The following is a 21012-nucleotide window of genomic DNA, read 5'->3' as shown; positions in this document are numbered from 1 at the left end:
CAACAAAGCGTATTCATCCGATTTTTACAGGCTCTTGTCTATTGTTAATCGGGTCTTGGCGGTAGAATACCTATTTTTGTTGCTATTGCTTTAAAGAAAATTTAGCCATGGTTCGTAATATCTTCAATAGCTTGGTCAAGCAGAATACTGCTTTTAGATTTATTCCAAGAGAAAATGTAATTCGTGCGGCTTTTATGGCTTCAATGATTTTACTAGCAGCTTGTGGATCTGATGATTCCAATACTCCTGAAACGGTTGATATGGATACCGATGGAGATGGAATTCTAGATCAGCAAGAAGTGTTGGAAGGTACAAGCAAAAGCAACCCTTGCGACCCCAAACAGACCACTGGTTATAATGGGTATGATTCTGACAATACCATTTGGTTGGGAGCGGATTGCGATACGGACGGAGTAACCAACAGCGAAGAATTGGCCAATGGAACAGATCCCTACGTAAACGAAACTAAGGATACGGACGGAGATGGTGTTCCAGATTTTCAGGAAGAAGCTGATGGTACGGATAAGGAGGGTTCCTGTGATCCAGTTCAAGATGAGAATTATACCGGCTACAATGCACAGAATTCAATTTGGAAAAGTACGGATTGTGATGGGGATGGTGTTAATAATGGGGATGAAATAGCGGCAGGTAGTAATCCATATGTGGATGATACCGTCTATGTGGTTGCCGAGTTTCTTCCAAATTTAGCAGATCTTAAAATATTTAGAGGTAGTCCTGCGGATTTGATTCCGAATACAACGTCTCATGAATATAGCCTAAGCACACCTTTGTATAGTGATTATGCGCATAAGTTCAGAACGATTTCGCTTCCTGAAGGAGGGCAAATGACATACAATGGAGAAGGACTTTTGCAATTTCCCGATGGTACGGTTATCAGTAAAACTTTCTTTTATTACAATGATGAGAGAGATGAGTCCCTTGGAAGAAGGCTAATTGAAACCCGTATCTTAATTAAGACCAATGGTACGTGGAGTATGGGTAATTATCTTTGGAACGAAGCCCAAACAGAGGCTACATTTAGCAATGAAGCCCCTACTGTACAAGTGAACTGGATAGACAGTTCTGGAAACGGACAGTCTTTGGGGTATAAAGTGCCGTTTACCGTAAACTGTACGCAGTGCCATAACGTGAACAATACAACTATTCCCATTGGGCCAAAAGCCAGAAACCTGAATTTTGTTTACAATGGTAAAAATCAACTGCAAAATTTCATAGATAAAGGTTTGCTTTCCGGAGCTCCTGCCGTTTCGGAAATTGAGCGTCTGCCGGATTGGTTGGATGATTCGTTTACGCTAACCGAACGTGCCAAGGCGTATATGGATGTGAACTGCGCACATTGCCACCAACCTGGGGGGTACCATAATTCTAATCAGGGCGTTCGTCCGGATTTTAGATATGAAACCTTATATGCAGATAGTAATGTGGAGGATTTTAAGGCCGATATTAGGTTGAGGGTCGAGACGGATCCAGCTTACGGTCCATCAATGCCACTTGTAGGTATTACAGAATTACATACTGAAGGTGTCGCTCTTATTCAAGCCTATATTGATACTTTGAATTAAATAAACTTTGATCGCAATTATTGAGGATGGGAATGCCGTTGAACTATGGCGAATTCTGATATAGTTTTAAATTTTCTATTTTAGAGCGGATTTAAACGCTCGGGAATGATAAAATTTTCACTCGGTAGGATTCTTTTTATTGTGTTGGGAATTTGCTGTTTGCTTCCGTTGAAGGCGCAAAATCTGGTGAAAAACCCAAGTTTTGAATCCTATCTGAACTGTCCGGAACGCTTAGGCAATTTTAACGATGATTTAGAAGGTTGGTCAATACCTACGGAAGGTTCAACCGATTATTTTAATGGCTGTAGTATCCAAATGGGTACACCGGAAAACTTTAATGGCTCACAACCGGCAGACTTCGGTCAGGGTTATGCTGGTCTTTATCTCTACGCACCAGATGATTATAGGGAATATTTTCAGACCAAATTGCTTCGGCCTTTGCAAAAAGGAGTAAAGTATAGCGTTTCATTTTATATAAGTTTAGCGGAACGTTCAGACTTTGCCATCAAAGAATTTGGAGTATTGTTTGCCAAGGATAAATTAAGCTTTCCTATTAAAAAGGAACTTTCTAAAAAGCACCTCTATCAACAGAAATCCAATTCCTATAATTATTTGGAAATAGGCTATTCAAATTTCTATTCGGATACAAAAGATTGGATACCTGTGCATACCCAATTTGTAGCGAAGGGTACCGAACAATATTTAATTATCGGGAACTTTAAAAGTAATGCCAGAACCCGTCTTTTTAAAACAAAAAGGAATGCCAAGCAGGGAGCCTATTATTATGTGGATATGGTTGAGGTGTCAGAGGCAGAAAGTGCCATTCCCAAACACAAAATCGTTGCTTTGAATACGGAATCAAAAACGTTTCAGTTAAATAAAATTCATGTGTTTCAAGATGTTCTTTTTTCTTTTGATGAAGCCAAATTGTTGGAGACTTCAAAGAATGAACTTGCGGAGATCTATACGTACCTGTCGCAAAATAGAGCATTGCATATTTCTATTTCTGGATATACGGATTCGGTGGGAAGTAAAAAATACAATCGGATGTTGTCTAAAAAAAGGGCAAAAGCAGTGGCTGAATACTTAATTGGGTTAGGTATAGATAAAGCACGTGTAGTTTGGAAGGGTCACGGAGGAGAAAACCCTATAGCGGATAATACTACGGCCGAAGGAAGAAAACGAAATAGAAGGGTTGAATTTATGATAAGCAATTCAACCCTTTAGTTTTTAATAACCTGAATACGCGGTAGGGTAGAGCAATAGAATATCTGACTTACTAACATTGTTTTGGTAATTGGGGTCAACTTTTAGTTTCAGCCATTTTGGAGCAGTTCTAAAGGCATCCCAGTGAGCATCTCTAGATTCCATGTTTTCAAAAGTAGTCATGTACATTAAATTGGGCATTCGGTCTCCAGAGATTACTTCCGCATAAAAAACGGCATTAAAGCCAAGGGATTCAAAAAGTTCAACCTCTCCTCCTATATTGAACATATCCACTTTGTTCTGATAAATGGCTTCAGTGGCGGATTCGTAGCTGCGTAACTCGTAAACTCTGTCTTTTCTTGGGCCGGTAACTTTTGAAGCTTCCATTACGGGCATTTCTGAAAATGCCTTCATTAAGGTAGAGCTGATACGCTCATACGGTGCATTGTCATGTTTGGCATTGATGTAGTTCGCTCCTGCAGAAACATAACTTTTATCTTGAGCAAGCATATGGTCCAGCTTCAAAAATTGGTCAAGAGAATTAAAAGGGATCAGGACATATATTTTAAGCGCATCGGCGTCCTCTTTAGGAATCGGTTTAAATACCCCAACATTTTCTATTCCGGTTCTTTTTAGAGCTGGTAGATATGCATCCTTTAAATAAGTGTCAACCACTTTCTCTTGATTGGCATCCTTTAAAAAATAAGTTTTCAATTGATAAAATTCACGCTTGTTATCTTGCCCGTTTACGGAAATCGCAAAAGCAAAAATTAGAATGAAAGTGGTAACGGAACTGTAAATAGAGTTTTTCATGTTGGTATATTGTTTGGAAAATCCAAACTTAGCAAAGAACGCCTTTAAAACCTAAACTAATTTTTAAGGCACAATCTTGGATAGCTAAAATTTCTTTGTAAGAATATTGTATCGATTTTTTTTAGAATCACCGTAACTTGCAGGAAACAATTAATGCTATGGATTTAAATCTTGCGGTACTTATAGATGGTGATAATATTCCCTCTGCCTATGTTAAGGAAATGATGGAGGAAATTGCAAAATACGGGAATCCCACCATTAAGCGTATTTATGGAGATTGGACAAACCCCCGTCTTGGTAAATGGAAAAATGTTCTTCTGGAAAATGCTATAACCCCCATTCAACAATACGGGTATACCCAGGGCAAAAACGCAACGGATTCTGCAATGATTATAGACGCTATGGATATTCTTTATTCAGGCAAGGTCAATGGTTTTTGTCTTGTAAGTAGCGATAGTGATTTCACTAGGCTGGCCACACGTCTTCGTGAAGCAGGTATGCAAGTTTTTGGTATAGGGGAGAAAAAGACACCCAACCCTTTTATAGTAGCATGTGACAAGTTTATTTATATTGAAATCCTTAAGAAAGAAGAGGAGGAGGAAGAAGATAGTCCTGTTAGCAATAAGAACGCAAAAGTTGCCAAAAATAATGTTGATCGAATTACGGCCAAAGACATTAAGTTTATCGCTTCTACCATAGATGATGTTGCAGATGATGATGGTTGGGCGTTTTTGGGAGATGTAGGTAGTCTTTTGCAGAAAAAACAACCAAATTTTGATTCCAGAAACTACGGTTTTCAAAAATTGACACCACTTATAAATTCCATAAAATCAATAGAGGTAGATCGTCGCGAAGATTCAAAAGGACGCAAAAAACTGGTTTACGTAAAAATGGCCGACAAGCCAAAATCACGCTCAACAAAATAATAAGCGTCTTCCATTCGTTTTATATAAACGGCTTAATTTTTTTGATGAAAAATAGGTCCAAAATTAATACGAATTAATCTGTTGACGCATGAAAATTTTCAAGAAGAATTCCATCGCCTTATCTACCGCTTTATTCCTTAGTATGACTGTGAGTTATACTGCTGCCGCTAATGTTTTGAATCTTGATGATTTAAATTGTTTGACAGTATCGGCTGAGAGTGAATTATTGGGAAGTTGGGAATATTCGGCAGAAAATGCACCAGACCAGTATAAGTTAGGGGCACTTTCCATTTTTAAGGAAAATGGGGAAGATAATGTGTTTGTTCAACTTGATGAAAAAGAAATCTTAGGAAAAAATGTGCGGTTGCAGGGAAATACCATCAGTTTTGAGGTTACTCTAGAAGGTGTTCAGTTTGTAGTGAAACTATCCGCAAAAGGCGAAACATTAACGGGTACGTATACCTATGCGGACGGAACTTTTAACATAAAAGGAGCACGTGTGAAAATTATGTAATCCTTAGATATATAGTTTTTTTTCTAAAAAAGCTTGTAGTAAGACAGTGGTACATTATTTATGTACTTTTGAGAATCTTCAATTTCTCTTGCTATGAAAAAAATACTTCCCTTATTACTGCTGTTTATAACTGGGTGTGAACACCTGAAAGAAAAGGTGGACATGGTCATAGTGAACGCCAATGTGTACACCGTTGATGAAGTATTTTCCAAAGCGGAAGCTTTTGCCGTCCATAAAGGTAAATTCATTGCCGTAGGCACTACGGAGGAAATTAGGGATAAATACACTTCTGACCAATTAGTGGATGCAGATGGTCGTACAATTACTCCCGGACTAATAGATGCGCATTGTCATTTTTACGGGTTGGGTCTCGGTCAGCAAGTAGTTGATCTTGTGGGTACCAAAAGTTTTGAGGAGGTTTTGGAGCGTGTTCAGGCTTTTCAAAAGGAAAATCCTAAAGATTTTATAATGGGTCGGGGTTGGGACCAGAACGATTGGGAGGTTAAAGACTACCCCACACGTAAAGAGCTCGATGAACTTTTTCCGGATACCCCTGTAGCCTTAGTCCGTATAGATGGGCATGCATTGCTAGTAAATAAAGCAGCTTTGGATTTGGCGGGCATTGATTGGCAAACCAAAGTAGAGGGTGGAGAAATCGTAAAGGGAGCTATGGGAATTACGGGAGTATTGGTAGATAATCCAATGGGTTTGGTTTACGCTATTATCCCGGCTCCAGATTTGGAAGCCCGTATAAAAGCATTAAAGGACGCAGAAAGAATATGTTTGAATAATGGTCTAACTACTGTTGATGATGCCGGAATAGACCGTAGTACAATAGAACTTATAGATAGCCTGCAGCAAGCCGGTGAACTTTCTATTAAAGTGTATGCTATGGTGAGCAATACTCCTGAAGATGTAGATTATTTTATTTATCAAGGACCTATAAAGACAGAGAGGTTGAACGTACGTTCTGTAAAAGTGTACGGAGATGGTGCTCTTGGGTCTCGCGGTGCCGTATTGAAAAAACCGTATACGGATAAATGGGGTCATTATGGAGCTATGGTTACGCCAATTGAAGAAATAGAAGATTTGGCAAGACGTTTAGCTATTTCAGAATATCAAATGAATACACATGCAATAGGAGACTCTGCAAATGCCGTAGTGCTGCGAACCTATCAGGAAGTATTAAAGGATAAGCCAGGCCGTCGTTGGAGGGTGGAGCATGCTCAGATTATCGATACCTTGGATTTTGATTATTTTGGTAATGGAGTGATACCTTCCGTACAACCTACTCACGCTACAAGCGATATGTATTGGGCCGAAGACCGTCTTGGTGAACACCGTATGAAAGGTGCGTATGCTTATAAAAAGCTTTTGGATAAAGCCGGTACACTTGCTTTAGGTACTGATTTTCCGGTGGAGCAGGTGAGTCCGTTTTTGACATTTTACGCGGCCATTACTAGAAAAGATGTTGAAGGGTATCCTGAAGGTGGTTTTCAAAAGCAAGATGCACTATCCAGGGAAGAAGCATTACGCGGTATGACCATTTGGGCTGCCTATTCTAACTTTGAGGAAGAGGAAAAGGGAAGTATAGAACGAGGGAAGTTTGCGGATTTTGTTATTTATGATAAGGATATGATGACGGTTCCTGTTGAAGAGATTCCCAGTATTATGGCGGAACAAACCTTTATAAATGGAAAAACAAGATAGCCCAAGAAATTACTGCATAAAAAAACCGAAGCTGTAAAGCTTCGGTTTTTTTTATACTATAGGTTTCAGGATATGTTACATTTTTGAAGCTGTAATAGGTACGGCAACTCTTGTTTTGTCCCATCCCATTACCATTTCAAAACCAGCTCCTGCTTCTTTGAAAGCAATAGAAAATTCTTCTAGAGAAGTAGAATCTTCTGCGCTTGGTACAGTAACACGGGCAACATCTGCGGTTTCATCATAAGAATAAGCGCCCCATTGGTTCAGGTTTTTATTAAGAACAACGGTCCACTCGCCACTACTTGGTATAGTGAAAATAGAGTAAGTTCCGGCTTTAATTTGTTTTCCTCCAAAATCCACATCAGAGTAAAAAGTAATCTCGGCTGCTTCGTTAGCACCAGTACGCCATACTTTTCCAGCAGGGGCAAGTTCAGAAAGCGAACGTCCTTTCAACTGTGGACGGCTATAAATAATACGGGCAGTTTTTGAGGATACCTTGTAATCGTTTGGATAAGCGGCCATATCCATAGGACTTTTATCCAATCCACTAAATTTTTGAGCTAATGCGTCGGTTGAGATGGTCATGGCAAATGCCATCAAAACAATAAAAAGTACTTTTTTCATAATCGTGTTTGTTTTGGGCTAAAACTAGTTAGTATTGAAATTTAAATCTACTAAAAAGTCGTTAATTTTTACGCTACTTACAGAACGTTTGATTTTTTATCCAAAAAATATAAAATAGTGATGTATTGATGTTGAATTGTGAATTAATATTATAAAATGAAATCAATATAGGTGTATATGTTTTATAATTGAAAGTTTAGTCGCATTTTTGACTTCAAATTAGAAATAAACAAAGAGTTATGTGTGGAATTGTATGTGCATTTGATTTAAAGGAAAGTTCAGATGTTTTAAGACCCCAGTTATTGGAGATGTCTAAGAAAATACGTCACCGTGGTCCGGATTGGAGTGGGATTTATGCAGATGAAAAAGCCATTTTAGCGCATGAGCGTTTGGCTATTGTTGATCCAGCTTCCGGTACACAGCCGTTATATAGTGAAGATAAGAAATTGGTTTTGGCCGCTAACGGCGAAATCTATAACCATAGAGAATTGCGTAAGCAATTTGAAGGAAAATATAATTTTCAGACGGAATCTGATTGTGAAGTTATTTTAGCCCTTTACAAAGAAAAAGGAGCAGATTTCTTAGATGAGATGAACGGTATTTTTGGTTTCGCTATTTATGATACCGAGAACGATTCTTATTTTGTGGCACGTGATCATATGGGTATCATTCCATTATATATTGGGTGGGATCAAAACGGAACATTCTATGTGGCTTCAGAATTGAAAGCTTTGGAAGGAACCTGTACTAAAATTCAACTGTTTCCTCCAGGACACTATTTAAGCAGTGAAGACGGGGAGTTCAAAAAATGGTATTCCAGAGATTGGATGGAGTATGATGCCGTTAAGGAAAACGAAACGAGCATTCAAGAAATTAAAGAAGCCTTAGAAGCAGCTGTACACCGTCAGTTAATGTCAGATGTGCCTTATGGGGTATTGCTTTCGGGAGGTTTGGATTCTTCGGTTACATCCGCGATAGCAAAGAAATATGCTCAAAAACGTATAGAATCAGGTGATACTACAGATGCATGGTGGCCTCAGTTGCACTCTTTCTCAGTGGGTCTTGAAGGTTCTCCGGATTTGGCTGCCGCTCAGAAAGTAGCCGATCACATCGGTACGGTTCACCATGAAATCAAATTTACGATTCAAGAAGGTCTAGATGCCATTAAAGACGTGGTTTATAACTTGGAGACCTATGATATAACTACCATTAGAGCCTCCACTCCTATGTATCTTATGGCGCGGGTGATTAAATCTATGGGGATAAAAATGGTCCTTTCAGGAGAAGGAGCGGATGAGCTTTTTGGCGGCTACCTTTACTTTCACAAAGCTCCAAATGCTCAAGAGTTTCATGAAGAGACTGTACGTAAGTTAAGTAAACTACATATGTACGATTGCTTACGAGCAAACAAATCATTGGCATCTTGGGGAATTGAAGGTCGTGTACCGTTCTTGGATAAAGAATTTATGGATGTAGCTATGCGCATCAACCCACAGGATAAAATGATCAATGGGGAGCGCATGGAGAAATGGGTAGTTCGTAAAGCTTTTGAAGATATGTTACCGGAAAGTGTGGCATGGAGACAGAAAGAACAGTTTTCTGACGGTGTAGGGTATAGCTGGATCGATACTTTAAAAGAAGTTGTAAACACAGAGGTCTCTGATGAACAATTGGCAAATGCCAAGTTTAGGTTCCCATTACAAACACCAACATCAAAAGAAGAATTTTACTATCGTTCTATATTTGAATCTCATTTCCCATCGGATGCAGCGGCGTTATGTGTGCCTCAAGAAGCTTCGGTTGCTTGTAGTACGCAAATAGCGTTGGAATGGGATGAAGCCTTCAAAAACATGAACGATCCATCTGGTAGAGCTGTGGCAAACGTTCACGATGATGCCTACTAGAGCGGGTATGGATCTTTACTTGTAATTAGCTTAGAATAGACCTGTTGTTTGCAAAGCATTCGGCAGGTCTTTTTGTATGTGCCCTAAAGCGGAAAAGACAACAGGTATTATTTTATAATTTGAGGAATGACGTAAATTTGGAGTGCTTATGCTGATAAAATATTCAAATTTTAGGATTTGAATTTGAGTAACTTAAGGTTTAAATATCAGTAATTGAAGAAGGTATTCTGTATATGTAATTTTCCACAATTTTTGTTGATAACTTAGAGGTATCACAATTCTCAAAACCCCATATTTTATGGGGTTTTGCCTATATTTGTGAGATTGCCAAAAATTAAGTCTAACAACTAGTTAATTTTATGAGCGAAGAAGCAAATAAAGAAGAAAACAAAAAACAATATTCGGCGGACAGTATCCAGGCCCTTGAGGGGATGGAACATGTGCGTATGCGTCCATCAATGTATATTGGTGATGTGGGCGTTAGAGGTCTGCACCACTTGGTGTATGAGGTAGTAGATAACTCCATAGATGAAGCTATGGGCGGTCACTGTGACTCTATTAGTGTAGTCATAAACGAAGATAACTCCATTACCACTCGTGATAATGGTAGGGGTATTCCGGTAGATCTTCATAAAAAGGAAGGTATTTCTGCCCTAGAGGTGGTTATGACCAAAATTGGAGCTGGTGGTAAGTTCGATAAAGATTCTTATAAAGTTTCTGGTGGACTTCACGGTGTTGGTGTTTCTGTTGTGAATGCACTTTCTGACAACTTGAAGGCAACCGTTTATAGAGACGGGAAAATTTGGGAGCAAGAGTATGAGCGTGGAAAAGCAATGTATCCTGTTAAGAGTATCGGTGAAACTGAGGAAAGAGGTACAATGGTTACTTTTCATCCGGATGACCAAATTTTTCAGCAAAGCATAGAATATAGTTACGAAACTTTGGCGAATAGAATGCGTGAGCTTTCGTTCTTAAACAAAGGGGTAACTATTAGTATTACGGATAGAAGACAGAAAGATGATAAAGGAGAGTTTCTTTCCGAAACATTTTTCTCAAATGAAGGCCTTAAAGAGTTTGTTAAGTTTTTAGATGGTAACCGTGAGCCTTTAATCCAGAGCGTAATTTCTATGGAAGGTGAGAAAAACGATATTCCTGTTGAGGTTGCCATGATTTATAACACGAGCTATACGGAAAATCTGCACTCCTACGTAAATAATATTAATACCCATGAAGGGGGGACACACCTTTCGGGTTTTAGACGTGGTCTTACAACTACACTTAAAAAATATGCCGATGCTTCGGGAATGCTCGAGAAATTAAAGTTCGAGGTTCAGGGAGATGATTTTAGAGAAGGCCTTACCGCAATTGTTTCGGTTAAAGTTGCCGAGCCACAATTTGAGGGTCAGACTAAGACTAAACTAGGTAACCGTGAGGTTTCTTCGGCGGTTTCACAAGCGGTGTCAGAGATGTTGTCCGATTATTTAGAGGAACATCCAGATGATGCTAAGATAATAGTTCAAAAAGTAATACTTGCGGCACAAGCACGTCATGCGGCTACAAAGGCACGTGAAATGGTACAGCGTAAGACGGTCATGAGTATTGGTGGTCTTCCTGGTAAATTGTCGGATTGTTCCGAACAAGATCCAGCGCAATGTGAGGTATTCCTTGTTGAGGGTGATTCTGCGGGCGGTACGGCAAAAATGGGACGTGACCGTAAGTTTCAGGCTATTTTGCCTTTAAGAGGTAAGATTCTAAACGTTGAAAAAGCCATGCAGCACAAGGTATTTGAAAACGAGGAGATTAAAAATATCTACACCGCACTAGGGGTTACTATTGGAACAGAGGAAGATAGTAAAGCCTTGAATCTTGAGAAGCTCCGCTACCATAAAGTGGTCATCATGTGTGATGCCGATGTTGATGGTAGTCACATTGAAACTCTTATTTTGACCTTTTTCTTTAGATATATGCGCGAGCTTATAGAAAGTGGTCATGTTTATATAGCCACCCCACCTTTGTACTTGGTTAAAAAAGGGCAGAAAAAGAGATACGCTTGGAGTGATAAAGAACGAGATGAAATAGCGGATAGCTATAGTGGGGGTGTGAGTATTCAACGATACAAAGGTCTTGGTGAGATGAACGCTGAGCAATTGTGGGATACGACTATGAACCCTGAGTTTAGAACACTACGTCAAATACAAATAGACAATGCTACCGAAACTGATCGGGTGTTCTCTATGTTAATGGGCGATGAAGTTCCTCCAAGAAGAGAGTTTATAGAGAAGAATGCCGTTTATGCTAACATTGATGCATAAGAAATAGGGTTTTCACAACAAATATTCGTCCGCCACTTGGCGGACGATCTATTTTAGGGGCAGTACAATAACCCTAAACCCCTATTATGAAAGTACAATTAGTATCCATGGTATTATTTATGTCCAGCATTGTTTGTTTTGGACAAGAAAGTTTAAAAGAGCGCGAACAACAAGCTGCTTTTGATCCAGCATATTCGTCTTACTCCAGGAAAAAACCAGCTTATGTTACCCTTAAGGATGGCACTAAATTAGAAGCGGACATCAAAGATGTAGATCGTAAAAAGGGCCAGATTAATGAAATAAAGTTCATTAAGCCCGATGGTAAAAAAGTTCGTGTTAAGGCCGAGGAAATTGTTGATCTGTATATGGCTCCTTCTGGACTTGAAAAATTAAACAATCAAACCAACTTCATGAACGATGCTACTAAATGGGGTAAAACCGATGCCTCTAAGTACATGAACAAAGGGTATACCATGTATACAAATCAGATGGTTTCTTTAAAAAACAAAAAGAAAGAAGCTGAGTATTTAATGCAGGTCGTTAATCCTAAATATAGTCAGTTTATAGAAGTGTATTCAGATCCATGGGCTAAGCAAACAGCTAGCTTTGGGGTTGGAGGAATGAAATTAGCAGGAGGTATTGCTAAGTCATACTACATTAAGAAAGGTGATGAAAAGGTGTTATGGTTGACTAAAAAGGATTTTGATGAGCATTTTGAATCTTTGTTTATGGATAACGATAAGTTTAAGGCCAAGTATGAAGGCGAAAAATTTAAGTGGAGTCTATTGGGAGTTTATATATTAGATTATACGGAATTTCTTTTAGAAGATACGGCATCGAACTCTAAGTAGTAATAACAGTAATAATGGTATGAGGGCCGCAGTCATTTATGATTGCGGTCCTTTCTTTTGTTAAGTTGTCAAAAATTTAAATATTTATTAATCTACAATTCATATCATCCTTGTTTCTTTTGTTCTTTATTTACACCCTAATTTTAAAATTAACCTGTATTGGATTTTTCGGTCATAGTAATGTACTTGGGCTTTATATTGGCCGCGTATTCGGTTATTGGTAATGATACCATACAAACATTGGGTACTTTTTTAAGTTCAAATGAAAGAAAGAAATGGTGGGTTTTGTGGTTATTTGCAGGTGGGATACTGGCTGCGACGCTAATTTTTGGATATATCACTCATAACGGAGATGTTTCTTATGGTAGATTGGTAAAATATCCTATGCCAGAACCATTTGCTTGGTACTACTTGCTGCCTCCTATTATTCTAATGTTGTTGACCCGTACGGGAATTCCTGTCAGTACGTCTTTTTTGATTCTCACGTTTTTTAATGAAAAGAATCTTTCGGATATGGTCGTTAAATCGCTTTCTGGATATGCAGTGGCATTTACAGCGGCTATTCTGCTTTATTTGGGCATTTCAAAATTGGTGGAGAAAAAGTTTATTGAAAACCCTATTACAAGCCAGCAGGAACGTCTTTGGACAATCTTGCAGTGGTGTTCTACCGGTTTTCTTTGGTCCCAATGGCTGATTCAGGATTTTGCTAATATCTATGTCTATTTACCGCGGCAACTAGATATCTATTCCCTGATATTTTCATTAGTGGTCATTTTGGGGTTGCTTGCTTATATTATAGCTTCAAAGGGTGGTGCTATTCAAAGTATAATCAAATCTAAAACCAATACTGTAGATATTCGTTCTGCTACAATTATTGATTTTGTTTATGGAGTAGTCCTGTTTTACTTTAAAGAACTTAATAATGTGCCTATGAGCACAACCTGGGTTTTTATAGGGGTTTTGGCCGGACGTGAAATAGCATTGAATTATATGCTAAGAAAGAACGAACCCAGGGCTAAGATGTTCAAATCTTTGGGTATGGACCTTGTAAAAGTTGTGGTGGGGCTGGTAGTGAGTATTGCATTGGTATTTGCCGTAAAATTTTTAGCAACCTCTGTGTAGCTGCCATTTACTTTGTATTGAATAAAAGAAGTTTTATCTTAAGTATGGATAAAACGATTAATTTTTAAATTGAAAAGGCGCATTGCCTAGCACCTTAACCTACGTATAATATTTTCAAACTATAAAACTATGGGGCGGATACTTTTTCCTACTGATTTTTCTGAAGTTTCTCTTAACGCTTTTCTTTACGCTGTTGATTATGCAAAAATGACGGACAAGAAAATTATTGTTTTTCATGCCTATAATTTAGGTAGTGTATCATCAGAAGAAGAACAAGAAATTTATGAGGAGCTTGATATCCAAAATTTCAGAAATAAAAAGGAGATATTTCCTCCTTTTGAAGGGATACTTAATGACAGGCAAATAGATAGTCTGTCCGTAAAATATATTGTACGGGAAGGAGATTTTATAGACACTTTTACGGAGTATATCAACAAACGCGAAGATAAGATAGATGTGGTGGTCATGGGTACCCAAATTACTAAAACGGGACTCTTTCAGTTGTTTACGGAAACAAATACTTTAAAAATATTAGATGAGATCAGTAAGCCGGTCATTGTGGTTCCCGGTAACTCTAGTTTTGATGGAGATTTGGATAATATTTTGTTCTTGGTAGATTATCAAGAAGATGAGAAGGAGCCATTGGAGGACTTAATAAACGAGTCCAAAGCTTTTAATGCAAAATTACACGTGGTACATTTTGATTTGGCGCATGGAGACTCAATAGTGCCTTTAATGGAGCGCTTCAAAAATTCCCTCAATGATTTTGATATTAGTAATGTGGCCTTTAAGACTATTGATTCCATTGACCTTAAAAAATCATTGTTGGATTACTGCGTAGAAAATAAAATTGATATGGTTTGCCTAATTAACCACAAGCGTAATTTTTATCAGCGTCTTTTTACATACAGTCTAACAGAAGATTTAATAAGACATATTAATATACCGGTAATGGCTATTTATCGTGATTAGGCCATTTGCTTAAAAAAGATTACAAGGGAAACTTAATACAATTTAAAAGCCCATATTCAATTAAGAATATGGGCTTTAGCGTATTTGAAACCTAGTAAAATTGTTACTCCCTAAGGGCCATAATGTTTCCCTGCGAGTCCGCTAATGAGCTTCCTTCTGCAGACGCTTTCATGGAGACAATTTTGTCTTCCATGTCGGTTCCGGGGTATGATATTGTATATGTGTCGTTATCGTAACTCCATTTAAAGTCGGTTTTAAATGTAATACTGCCATTGCTTTTTTGGTGGTACCTTCCTAAGTAGGCATCGTTAAATATCCATTCTTTACGTATGGTAGTCCCTCCTTTGGAAGTTTTACTTGCTGCTGTAACTTCTACGTCTGACCAAATACCGATAACCGGATCATTGTTTTCAGGAATTTCTGTACAGTTGCTCACAAGTACAATGGCTATTATGGCTAATAATGAAAAGACTTTTTTCATTGTCGTAGGTTTTAATTATTTTGGGGGTTTTACTGTTAGTAGAACGGCAGATTACAAAGTACTATTGCTATAATTCGATGTATGGCAACAAATCGGTTTTATCTTCGTTAAAGCGCATTCTTTTTTAACAGGAGTGTATTTCACCGAGTAGTTTATCGATGACATTTCTGCCATTTAACCCAATTTTGGCGGTAGTTTTACTTTTAGATTGTTTAAATTTGGGAACCCTTTTCAAATACGTTGAAAACAAGGGTGTCTGAAGGGAAAAACTTTAATAACAAATAAATAATAACAAATGAAAGTTACCGTAGTAGGGGCAGGAGCAGTAGGGGCAAGCTGTGCCGAGTATATTGCCATAAAGAATTTTGCATCGGAAGTAGTTTTATTGGATATCAAGGAAGGCTATGCCGAAGGTAAGGCTATGGATTTGATGCAAACTGCATCTTTAAACGGTTTCGATACCAAAATTACAGGTGTAACTAATGACTACTCTAAAACGGCCAATAGTGATATTGCTGTAATTACTTCGGGTATTCCAAGAAAACCGGGAATGACGCGTGAGGAATTAATAGGTATCAATGCCGGAATTGTAAAAACAGTATCTGCAAACCTAGTAGAACATTCTCCAAACGTTACTTTAATTATAGTAAGTAACCCAATGGATACCATGACGTATTTGGTACATAAAACAACCAGTTTGCCTAAGCATAAGATTATAGGTATGGGTGGAGCATTGGATAGTGCTCGTTTTAAATACCGTTTGGCAGAGGCTCTAGAAGCTCCAATTTCAGATGTAGACGGTATGGTTATAGGTGGTCATAGTGATACGGGAATGGTTCCTTTAACTTCTCATGCTACCAGAAATAGTATTCGTGTTTCAGAATTTCTATCTGATGACCGTTTAGAGCAAGTTGCTGCAGATACTAAGGTAGGTGGTGCTACATTGACCAAATTATTGGGTACAAGTGCGTGGTATGCTCCAGGTGCGGCCGTATCTGGTTTGGTTCAGGCTATTGCTTGTGATCAAAAGAAAATATTCCCATGTTCAACTTTGTTGGAAGGTGAGTATGATCTTGACGATATTTGTATTGGAGTGCCTGTTGTTTTAGGTAAAGATGGAATTGAAAAAATAGTTGATATTCCATTAAGCGATGCAGAAAAAGAAAAAATGCAAGAAAGTGCTGCCGGAGTAAAAAAGACCAACGGTCTACTTGAATTATAGTCTTTACGATAAGAATAGATATGAGCATCTGTTTCTGAAATAATTCAGGGGCAGATGTTTCTGTTTTACAATAACTCCAAATATATTGCCAATTCCTATGGGAAAATCATATATTTGCACGCTGTTATAAAAAGCACGCAATTAATTTACATAACCAATGCAGAATAAAGGACTTATTAAGCTTTTTGCCCTACTCTTTGGGCTAGTAAGTATCTATCAATTATCCTATACTTTTATAGGAGGTAAGGTAGAAAACGAAGCAAAAGCGTATGCGGAAAGCCGCATTTCGGACGCTGAAGAAAATTATGTTTCTAAACGTGATGAGCTAGAGACTAGGTATTTAGATTCAATTGGAGACAATTCAATCCTTGGTTTCACCAACTACAACGAAGCCAAAAAGAAAGAGCTGAACAAAGGGCTTGACCTTAAAGGGGGTATCAACGTTACCCTTCAGATTTCCGTAAAGGATATCTTAAAAGGTTTGGCAAATAATACCAAAAATCCTATTTTCAATAAGGCTTTGGCAGATGCCGATGCAGCCTCTAAGGACAGTGATGATACGTATATTGAGCTTTTCTTCAATGCTTTTGACAAAATTAAAGGAGATACGAAATTAGCTTCTCCAGATATTTTTGCGAATAAAGGCCTGAGTGGTGAGGTTAATTTTCAGATGTCAGATGATGAGGTTAAGCCTATCATCCGTACAAAGATTGACGAATCCATTGTTTCTGCTTTTGAAGTACTTCGTGAGCGTATAGATGGTTTTGGTGTAACACAACCAAACATCCAAAGAGAAGGGAATTCCGGTCGTATTTTGGTAGAATTGCCTGGTGCTAGAGATATTGCTCGTGCGCAAGGGTTGTTGTCAAGTACGGCACAGTTAGAGTTCTGGGAAACATACCAGCCTAACAATCCTGAATTACAAGGTTTCTTTTTTCAGGCGAATGAAAAACTGAAAACACTTATTGATGTAGATGATATTGAAGAGCCTGTTAAGCAAGAATCGGAATTAGATTCCCTTCTTTCGGACGTTTCTCAAGATTCATTGGACATCTCTGGACAGCGTAACCCATTATTCGATAAGTTTCAAATAGGCGCGCCTAGTTATGCTGTAGGTGTTGCTGCTATTCAAGATACGGCCGAGATTGGTTCGTACCTTAGAATGAAAGAAATTAGAAGATTACTTCCTGCAAGCATGCAGTTTGTAAAGTTCTTATGGGAAAGACCATCTGAGGGTTCTGAAATTGCAGAATTGTACGCACTTAAATCTAACCGGGATAATACACCAAGAATTAGTGGTGATGTGGTTAGTGATGCTCGTGATGAGTTTGTTAACGGTAAGCCGGCAGTTACCATGAGCATGAACACCAAAGGAGCTAAGGAATGGGAAAAACTAACGGGAGATGCATATACCAATAGAACAGGTATTGCTATTGTTTTGGATAATAAAGTATATACTGCTCCAGGTGTTTCTTCTGGGCCTATTTCAGGAGGTCGTTCAGAGATTACGGGTACATTTACCGTTAACGAAACAAAAGATATTTCTAATGTATTGCGTGCTGGTAAGTTACCGGCATCGGCAGAAATTATACAATCAGAAGTTGTAGGGCCATCTTTAGGTCAAGAAGCTATTGATAGTGGTTTTATGTCCTTCATGATTGCAATGGCAATCGTATTGGTATGGATGGTTTTCTATTATGGTAAAGCAGGTGCTTTCGCGGATATCGCTTTACTATTGAACATTTTATTGATATTCGGAGTTCTTACCAGCTTAAGTGCGGTATTGACCTTGCCAGGTATTGCAGGTATCGTTCTTACCATTGGTATGTCCGTGGATGCGAACGTACTTATTTTTGAGCGTATTAAAGAAGAATTAGCTAAAGGAAAAGGGAAATCATTAGCTGTTGCAGATGGTTTCGGAAACGCGCTTTCTTCTATTCTTGATGCGAACATAACCACAGGCCTTACTGCAATCATTTTATTTATATTCGGTTCGGGTCCAATTAAAGGTTTCGCAACTACTTTACTTATCGGTATTGTAACTTCATTGTTCACGGCTATCTTTATTACACGTCTATTGGTAGATTGGTATATTGATGGCAAAGGGCGTTCATTGGATTTTTCTACCGCTATTACAAAAGGATTATTCAAGAATATTAATATCGACTTTCTTTCAAAACGAAAGATTGCTTATATATTCTCTGCTATCTTAGTGGGTATTGGTGTTTTCTCTTTGGCTACAAAAGGGTTACAACAAGGAGTTGATTTTATAGGAGGACGTTCGTATCAAGTTCGTTTTGAACAGTCTGTTAACCCATCTGAAATAGCCTCTGAGTTAAATGAAGTGTTTGGTAGTGGAACCAACGTGAAGACGTTTGGTGAATCTAATCAGATTAAGATTACTACACCTTACAAAGTGGATGTGGAAGGTATTGAAGTGGATAATGAAATCCAAAATAAGCTTTATACTTCTTTACAGAAATATTTGCCAGACGGTATTAGTGAACAGAGCTTTGTAAGTGGTTCGGGAGATAAGTCAATTGGTATTTTACAATCTGTAAAAGTAGGACCAACAATAGCAGATGATATTAAGAACAATGCCTTCTTGGCAATCTTAGGGTCGTTGGCAGTGGTGTTCTTGTATATCTTGTTGCGTTTCCAGAAATGGCAATTCTCATTAGGAGCAGTAACAGCTGTTTTCCATGATGTGATGATAGTGTTGGGTATATTCTCATTGTTTGGAACCATAATGCCTTTCAATATGGAAATTGACCAAGCTTTTATCGCGGCTATATTAACGGTAATTGGGTATTCGTTGAATGATACCGTGGTTGTGTTTGACCGTATTCGTGAGATTATCGGTGAGAAAGGATGGCGCGGTGGCGACAATATTAATTTGGCATTGAACAGTACATTGAGCCGTACATTAAATACGTCTTTGACTACTTTGGTAGTATTATTGGCGATATTTATTTTCGGTGGAGAATCATTAAGAGGATTTATGTTCGCTATGATAATTGGTGTTATTGTAGGTACATATTCATCATTGTTCATTGCAACCCCTGTAATGTTCGATACATTGAACAAGTCTTCAAAAGCAGGCGGACTAGAAAATAGTACAGTTGAGCCGGAAACCAAGGAAGTAAAATAAATTTCTCTATATTTGAAGAGTTAAGAACTAACTAACTCAATTAATATAAAAGGCCGATTGCATATGCAATCGGCTTTTGTATTTGACGAATGTCTTGTTTTTTATGATAATAGATAGGCGCTACGTAGTTAACACTTTCCCAGTTGAACCTGTATCAGACTTCTCTAATTGATAAATGCATTCCGCTTCAAGACCGGGTTCTTTCCTGTGTGATACAAAGATGACCGTAGTGTCGCTTTGGGTGGCAAACTTGTTTACCAGAGCAACAAACAAAGAAGCACTGTCATCGTCTAGTCCCGCAGTGGGCTCGTCAAGAATAAGCAGTGGAGGGTGTTTTATCATGGCCCTAGCGCACATAATCAATCTTTTTTGACCCATGGACAAATCATGGAATAGCTCATCTTTCATATCCCATAATCCAATTAACTTAAGCCATTCTTTGGAAAGTCTAAGTTGCGCTTCGGTAGGTTGAATGTAAAGTCCAATAGAGTCGTTAAGCCCCGAAATAATCATATGGCTTACGGAATGATAGCCTGTAAATTTATCGGTCATTGAAGGGGTGAAATAGCCTATTCGTTTTTTTATTTCCCAAACACTTTCACCAGTTCCTTTTTTGCGTCCAAAAATATAGAGTTCTTGTCCGTAGCCTTTTGGGTTTTCTCCGGTTATCATAGAGAGTATGGTTGTTTTTCCACTACCATTTCTACCTCTTAATTCCCAAAACTCACCTTTTTTAATCGTCCAATTAATGTCATGTAAAATCAGCTTTTCACTGTAAGAGACCCCCACGTTCTTTAACGCGATTAAAGTTTCTTCGTCAATTTTATAAGAGTTGATAGGTTTAGGTATATCTCCTTGAAAATGGTCTTTTAACGTATTATCGGAAAGTGAACTGACACTCTCGTGAAAAAATAAATCCTTACCCTCCAGTTTTGCGAAAGTATTGGCAAAAGGCAAGAGATCCGTTTTACGACTCAATAATTGCACTATGGGAGTATGTTCAGAAACTTTCTGAAGTGTTATTTTAAGGTCCTCTTGTGAAGTTGTATCCAAGTTGTCAAAAGGATTGTCTAGTACTATAAAATCAGGATTTGAACTCAAAATATGTTTTAACAGCGCTTTTTTCTGTTCACCGCTAGACATAGATTTTAAACTTTGATCGGAATTCGAAGTAATTATTTTAGCCTCATGGCGGTCTTCTATATCAATAAAGCGCTCAACGGCCAATTTGGACATTAGGGCACCCTTTAGGTTTTTCAGCTCATAAAAACCCTCGGGAAGTGGTCCTTGTAGAAGCGCTGTAATCAGTTCTCCTTTTTGTGAAGTATTAGCCGTAAAAACGGCCCAATGTTTTGGTGTCATAAAAGAACTCTAAAAATATGTACAATATTGTTATGGTATATAGTGGTTTTGTCTAAATACATTCCGTTGGTTAGGGCTGCCTTTTGAGATGGAATATTATCTACCTGAATTATAGAAACTATTTAATAGATCAAAAGTTTTTTTGCACATTGATTTTACATTTAATAAAACGTCACTAACATAGCGTTGTAGGTAATATTTTAGTGGTATGAATTATCTAATTTTATCAGTATCTTCGAAATATTACTTTAGAAAGATG

The 21012-nt window shown here is 38.1% G+C and carries 16 protein-coding genes; 12 read left to right on the top strand and 4 right to left on the bottom strand.

What is annotated here, in order from left to right; genetic code table 11:
• Window positions 1–107: 107 nt before the first annotated feature.
• Window positions 108–1583 carry a hypothetical protein gene (locus P0077_RS03365; RefSeq protein ID WP_276167753.1) on the top strand — a complete coding sequence of 492 codons (1476 nt, stop codon included), beginning with the start codon at window positions 108–110 and terminating at the stop codon, window positions 1581–1583.
• Window positions 1584–1688: 105 nt separating this feature from the next.
• Window positions 1689–2810, top strand: a complete 1122-nt coding sequence (locus P0077_RS03360; protein ID WP_276167752.1) for an OmpA family protein — start codon at window positions 1689–1691, stop codon at window positions 2808–2810.
• Window positions 2811–2813: 3 nt separating this feature from the next.
• On the opposite strand, the gene P0077_RS03355 is transcribed toward P0077_RS03360, so the two are convergent.
• Complete coding sequence (locus tag P0077_RS03355) at window positions 2814–3602, bottom strand: NIPSNAP family protein (protein ID WP_276167751.1); 789 nt, start codon at window positions 3600–3602, stop codon at window positions 2814–2816.
• Window positions 3603–3760: 158 nt separating this feature from the next.
• Here P0077_RS03355 and P0077_RS03350 point away from each other — a divergent pair, with 158 nt between their 5' ends.
• From P0077_RS03350 to P0077_RS03340, 3 genes are all read left to right on the top strand, one after another.
• Window positions 3761–4528 (top strand): NYN domain-containing protein, encoded by a 768-nt coding sequence (locus P0077_RS03350; protein WP_276167750.1) that lies wholly within the window; start codon window positions 3761–3763, stop codon window positions 4526–4528.
• A gap of 88 nt (window positions 4529–4616) precedes the next feature.
• Window positions 4617–5042 (top strand): hypothetical protein, encoded by a 426-nt coding sequence (locus P0077_RS03345; protein WP_276167749.1) that lies wholly within the window; start codon window positions 4617–4619, stop codon window positions 5040–5042.
• A gap of 93 nt (window positions 5043–5135) precedes the next feature.
• Window positions 5136–6752, top strand: coding sequence for an amidohydrolase (locus P0077_RS03340; RefSeq protein ID WP_276167748.1), 1617 nt, complete (start codon window positions 5136–5138; stop codon window positions 6750–6752).
• A 75-nt stretch (window positions 6753–6827) separates the two neighbouring features.
• On the opposite strand, the gene P0077_RS03335 is transcribed toward P0077_RS03340, so the two are convergent.
• Complete coding sequence (locus tag P0077_RS03335; protein ID WP_276167747.1) at window positions 6828–7376, bottom strand: DUF2911 domain-containing protein; 549 nt, start codon at window positions 7374–7376, stop codon at window positions 6828–6830.
• Window positions 7377–7615: 239 nt separating this feature from the next.
• Between P0077_RS03335 and asnB the strand changes: the two genes are divergently transcribed.
• The 5 genes from asnB to P0077_RS03310 all read left to right on the top strand — a co-directional run bounded on the left by asnB (window position 7616) and on the right by P0077_RS03310 (window position 14537).
• Entirely contained in the window at window positions 7616–9280 is a 1665-nt protein-coding gene (asnB, locus tag P0077_RS03330) for an asparagine synthase B (RefSeq protein ID WP_276167746.1), read from the top strand.
• 359 nt (window positions 9281–9639) lie between these two features.
• Window positions 9640–11592: a DNA topoisomerase (ATP-hydrolyzing) subunit B gene (gene gyrB, locus P0077_RS03325; RefSeq protein WP_276167745.1), complete on the top strand. Its 1953-nt coding sequence runs from the start codon at window positions 9640–9642 to the stop codon at window positions 11590–11592.
• Window positions 11593–11678: 86 nt separating this feature from the next.
• On the top strand, window positions 11679–12443 hold the full coding sequence (locus tag P0077_RS03320; protein ID WP_276167744.1) for a F0F1 ATP synthase subunit delta: 765 nt from the start codon (window positions 11679–11681) through the stop codon (window positions 12441–12443).
• A 159-nt stretch (window positions 12444–12602) separates the two neighbouring features.
• On the top strand, window positions 12603–13565 hold the full coding sequence (locus tag P0077_RS03315) for a hypothetical protein (protein ID WP_276167743.1): 963 nt from the start codon (window positions 12603–12605) through the stop codon (window positions 13563–13565).
• A 129-nt stretch (window positions 13566–13694) separates the two neighbouring features.
• Window positions 13695–14537, top strand: a complete 843-nt coding sequence (locus P0077_RS03310) for a universal stress protein (protein WP_276167742.1) — start codon at window positions 13695–13697, stop codon at window positions 14535–14537.
• Window positions 14538–14640: 103 nt separating this feature from the next.
• On the opposite strand, the gene P0077_RS03305 is transcribed toward P0077_RS03310, so the two are convergent.
• Window positions 14641–15018, bottom strand: coding sequence for a hypothetical protein (locus P0077_RS03305; protein ID WP_276167741.1), 378 nt, complete (start codon window positions 15016–15018; stop codon window positions 14641–14643).
• Between the two features lie 295 nt (window positions 15019–15313).
• Between P0077_RS03305 and P0077_RS03300 the strand changes: the two genes are divergently transcribed.
• The gene (locus P0077_RS03300) at window positions 15314–16240 is read left to right on the top strand and encodes a malate dehydrogenase (RefSeq protein ID WP_276167740.1); all 927 of its coding nucleotides are present in this window, start codon (window positions 15314–15316) and stop codon (window positions 16238–16240) included.
• Between the two features lie 157 nt (window positions 16241–16397).
• Window positions 16398–19391, top strand: a complete 2994-nt coding sequence (gene secDF, locus P0077_RS03295) for a protein translocase subunit SecDF (RefSeq protein WP_276167739.1) — start codon at window positions 16398–16400, stop codon at window positions 19389–19391.
• Between the two features lie 120 nt (window positions 19392–19511).
• Here the strand turns inward: secDF and P0077_RS03290 are convergent, their stop codons facing one another.
• Window positions 19512–20753: an ATP-binding cassette domain-containing protein gene (locus P0077_RS03290; protein WP_276167738.1), complete on the bottom strand. Its 1242-nt coding sequence runs from the start codon at window positions 20751–20753 to the stop codon at window positions 19512–19514.
• Window positions 20754–21012: the final 259 nt, after the last annotated feature.

The organism is Zobellia alginiliquefaciens, assembly GCF_029323795.1.
Lineage (GTDB): Bacteria > Bacteroidota > Bacteroidia > Flavobacteriales > Flavobacteriaceae > Zobellia > Zobellia alginiliquefaciens.
This window is presented reverse-complemented; position numbering and strand designations above follow the sequence as displayed.

Bases quoted from the DNA above. Each gene is read 5' to 3' on its own strand.
- gyrB (WP_276167745.1), top strand. From the start codon at position 9,640: ATGAGCGAAGAAGCAAATAAAGAAGAAAACAAAAAACAATATTCGGCG.
- P0077_RS03345 (WP_276167749.1), top strand. From the start codon at position 4,617: ATGAAAATTTTCAAGAAGAATTCCATCGCCTTATCTACCGCTTTATTC.
- P0077_RS03305 (WP_276167741.1), bottom strand. From the start codon at position 15,018: ATGAAAAAAGTCTTTTCATTATTAGCCATAATAGCCATTGTACTTGTG.
- P0077_RS03350 (WP_276167750.1), top strand. From the start codon at position 3,761: ATGGATTTAAATCTTGCGGTACTTATAGATGGTGATAATATTCCCTCT.
- P0077_RS03365 (WP_276167753.1), top strand. From the start codon at position 108: ATGGTTCGTAATATCTTCAATAGCTTGGTCAAGCAGAATACTGCTTTT.
- P0077_RS03290 (WP_276167738.1), bottom strand. From the start codon at position 20,753: ATGACACCAAAACATTGGGCCGTTTTTACGGCTAATACTTCACAAAAA.
- P0077_RS03320 (WP_276167744.1), top strand. From the start codon at position 11,679: ATGAAAGTACAATTAGTATCCATGGTATTATTTATGTCCAGCATTGTT.
- secDF (WP_276167739.1), top strand. From the start codon at position 16,398: ATGCAGAATAAAGGACTTATTAAGCTTTTTGCCCTACTCTTTGGGCTA.
- asnB (WP_276167746.1), top strand. From the start codon at position 7,616: ATGTGTGGAATTGTATGTGCATTTGATTTAAAGGAAAGTTCAGATGTT.
- P0077_RS03360 (WP_276167752.1), top strand. From the start codon at position 1,689: ATGATAAAATTTTCACTCGGTAGGATTCTTTTTATTGTGTTGGGAATT.
- P0077_RS03340 (WP_276167748.1), top strand. From the start codon at position 5,136: ATGAAAAAAATACTTCCCTTATTACTGCTGTTTATAACTGGGTGTGAA.
- P0077_RS03300 (WP_276167740.1), top strand. From the start codon at position 15,314: ATGAAAGTTACCGTAGTAGGGGCAGGAGCAGTAGGGGCAAGCTGTGCC.
- P0077_RS03310 (WP_276167742.1), top strand. From the start codon at position 13,695: ATGGGGCGGATACTTTTTCCTACTGATTTTTCTGAAGTTTCTCTTAAC.
- P0077_RS03355 (WP_276167751.1), bottom strand. From the start codon at position 3,602: ATGAAAAACTCTATTTACAGTTCCGTTACCACTTTCATTCTAATTTTT.
- P0077_RS03335 (WP_276167747.1), bottom strand. From the start codon at position 7,376: ATGAAAAAAGTACTTTTTATTGTTTTGATGGCATTTGCCATGACCATC.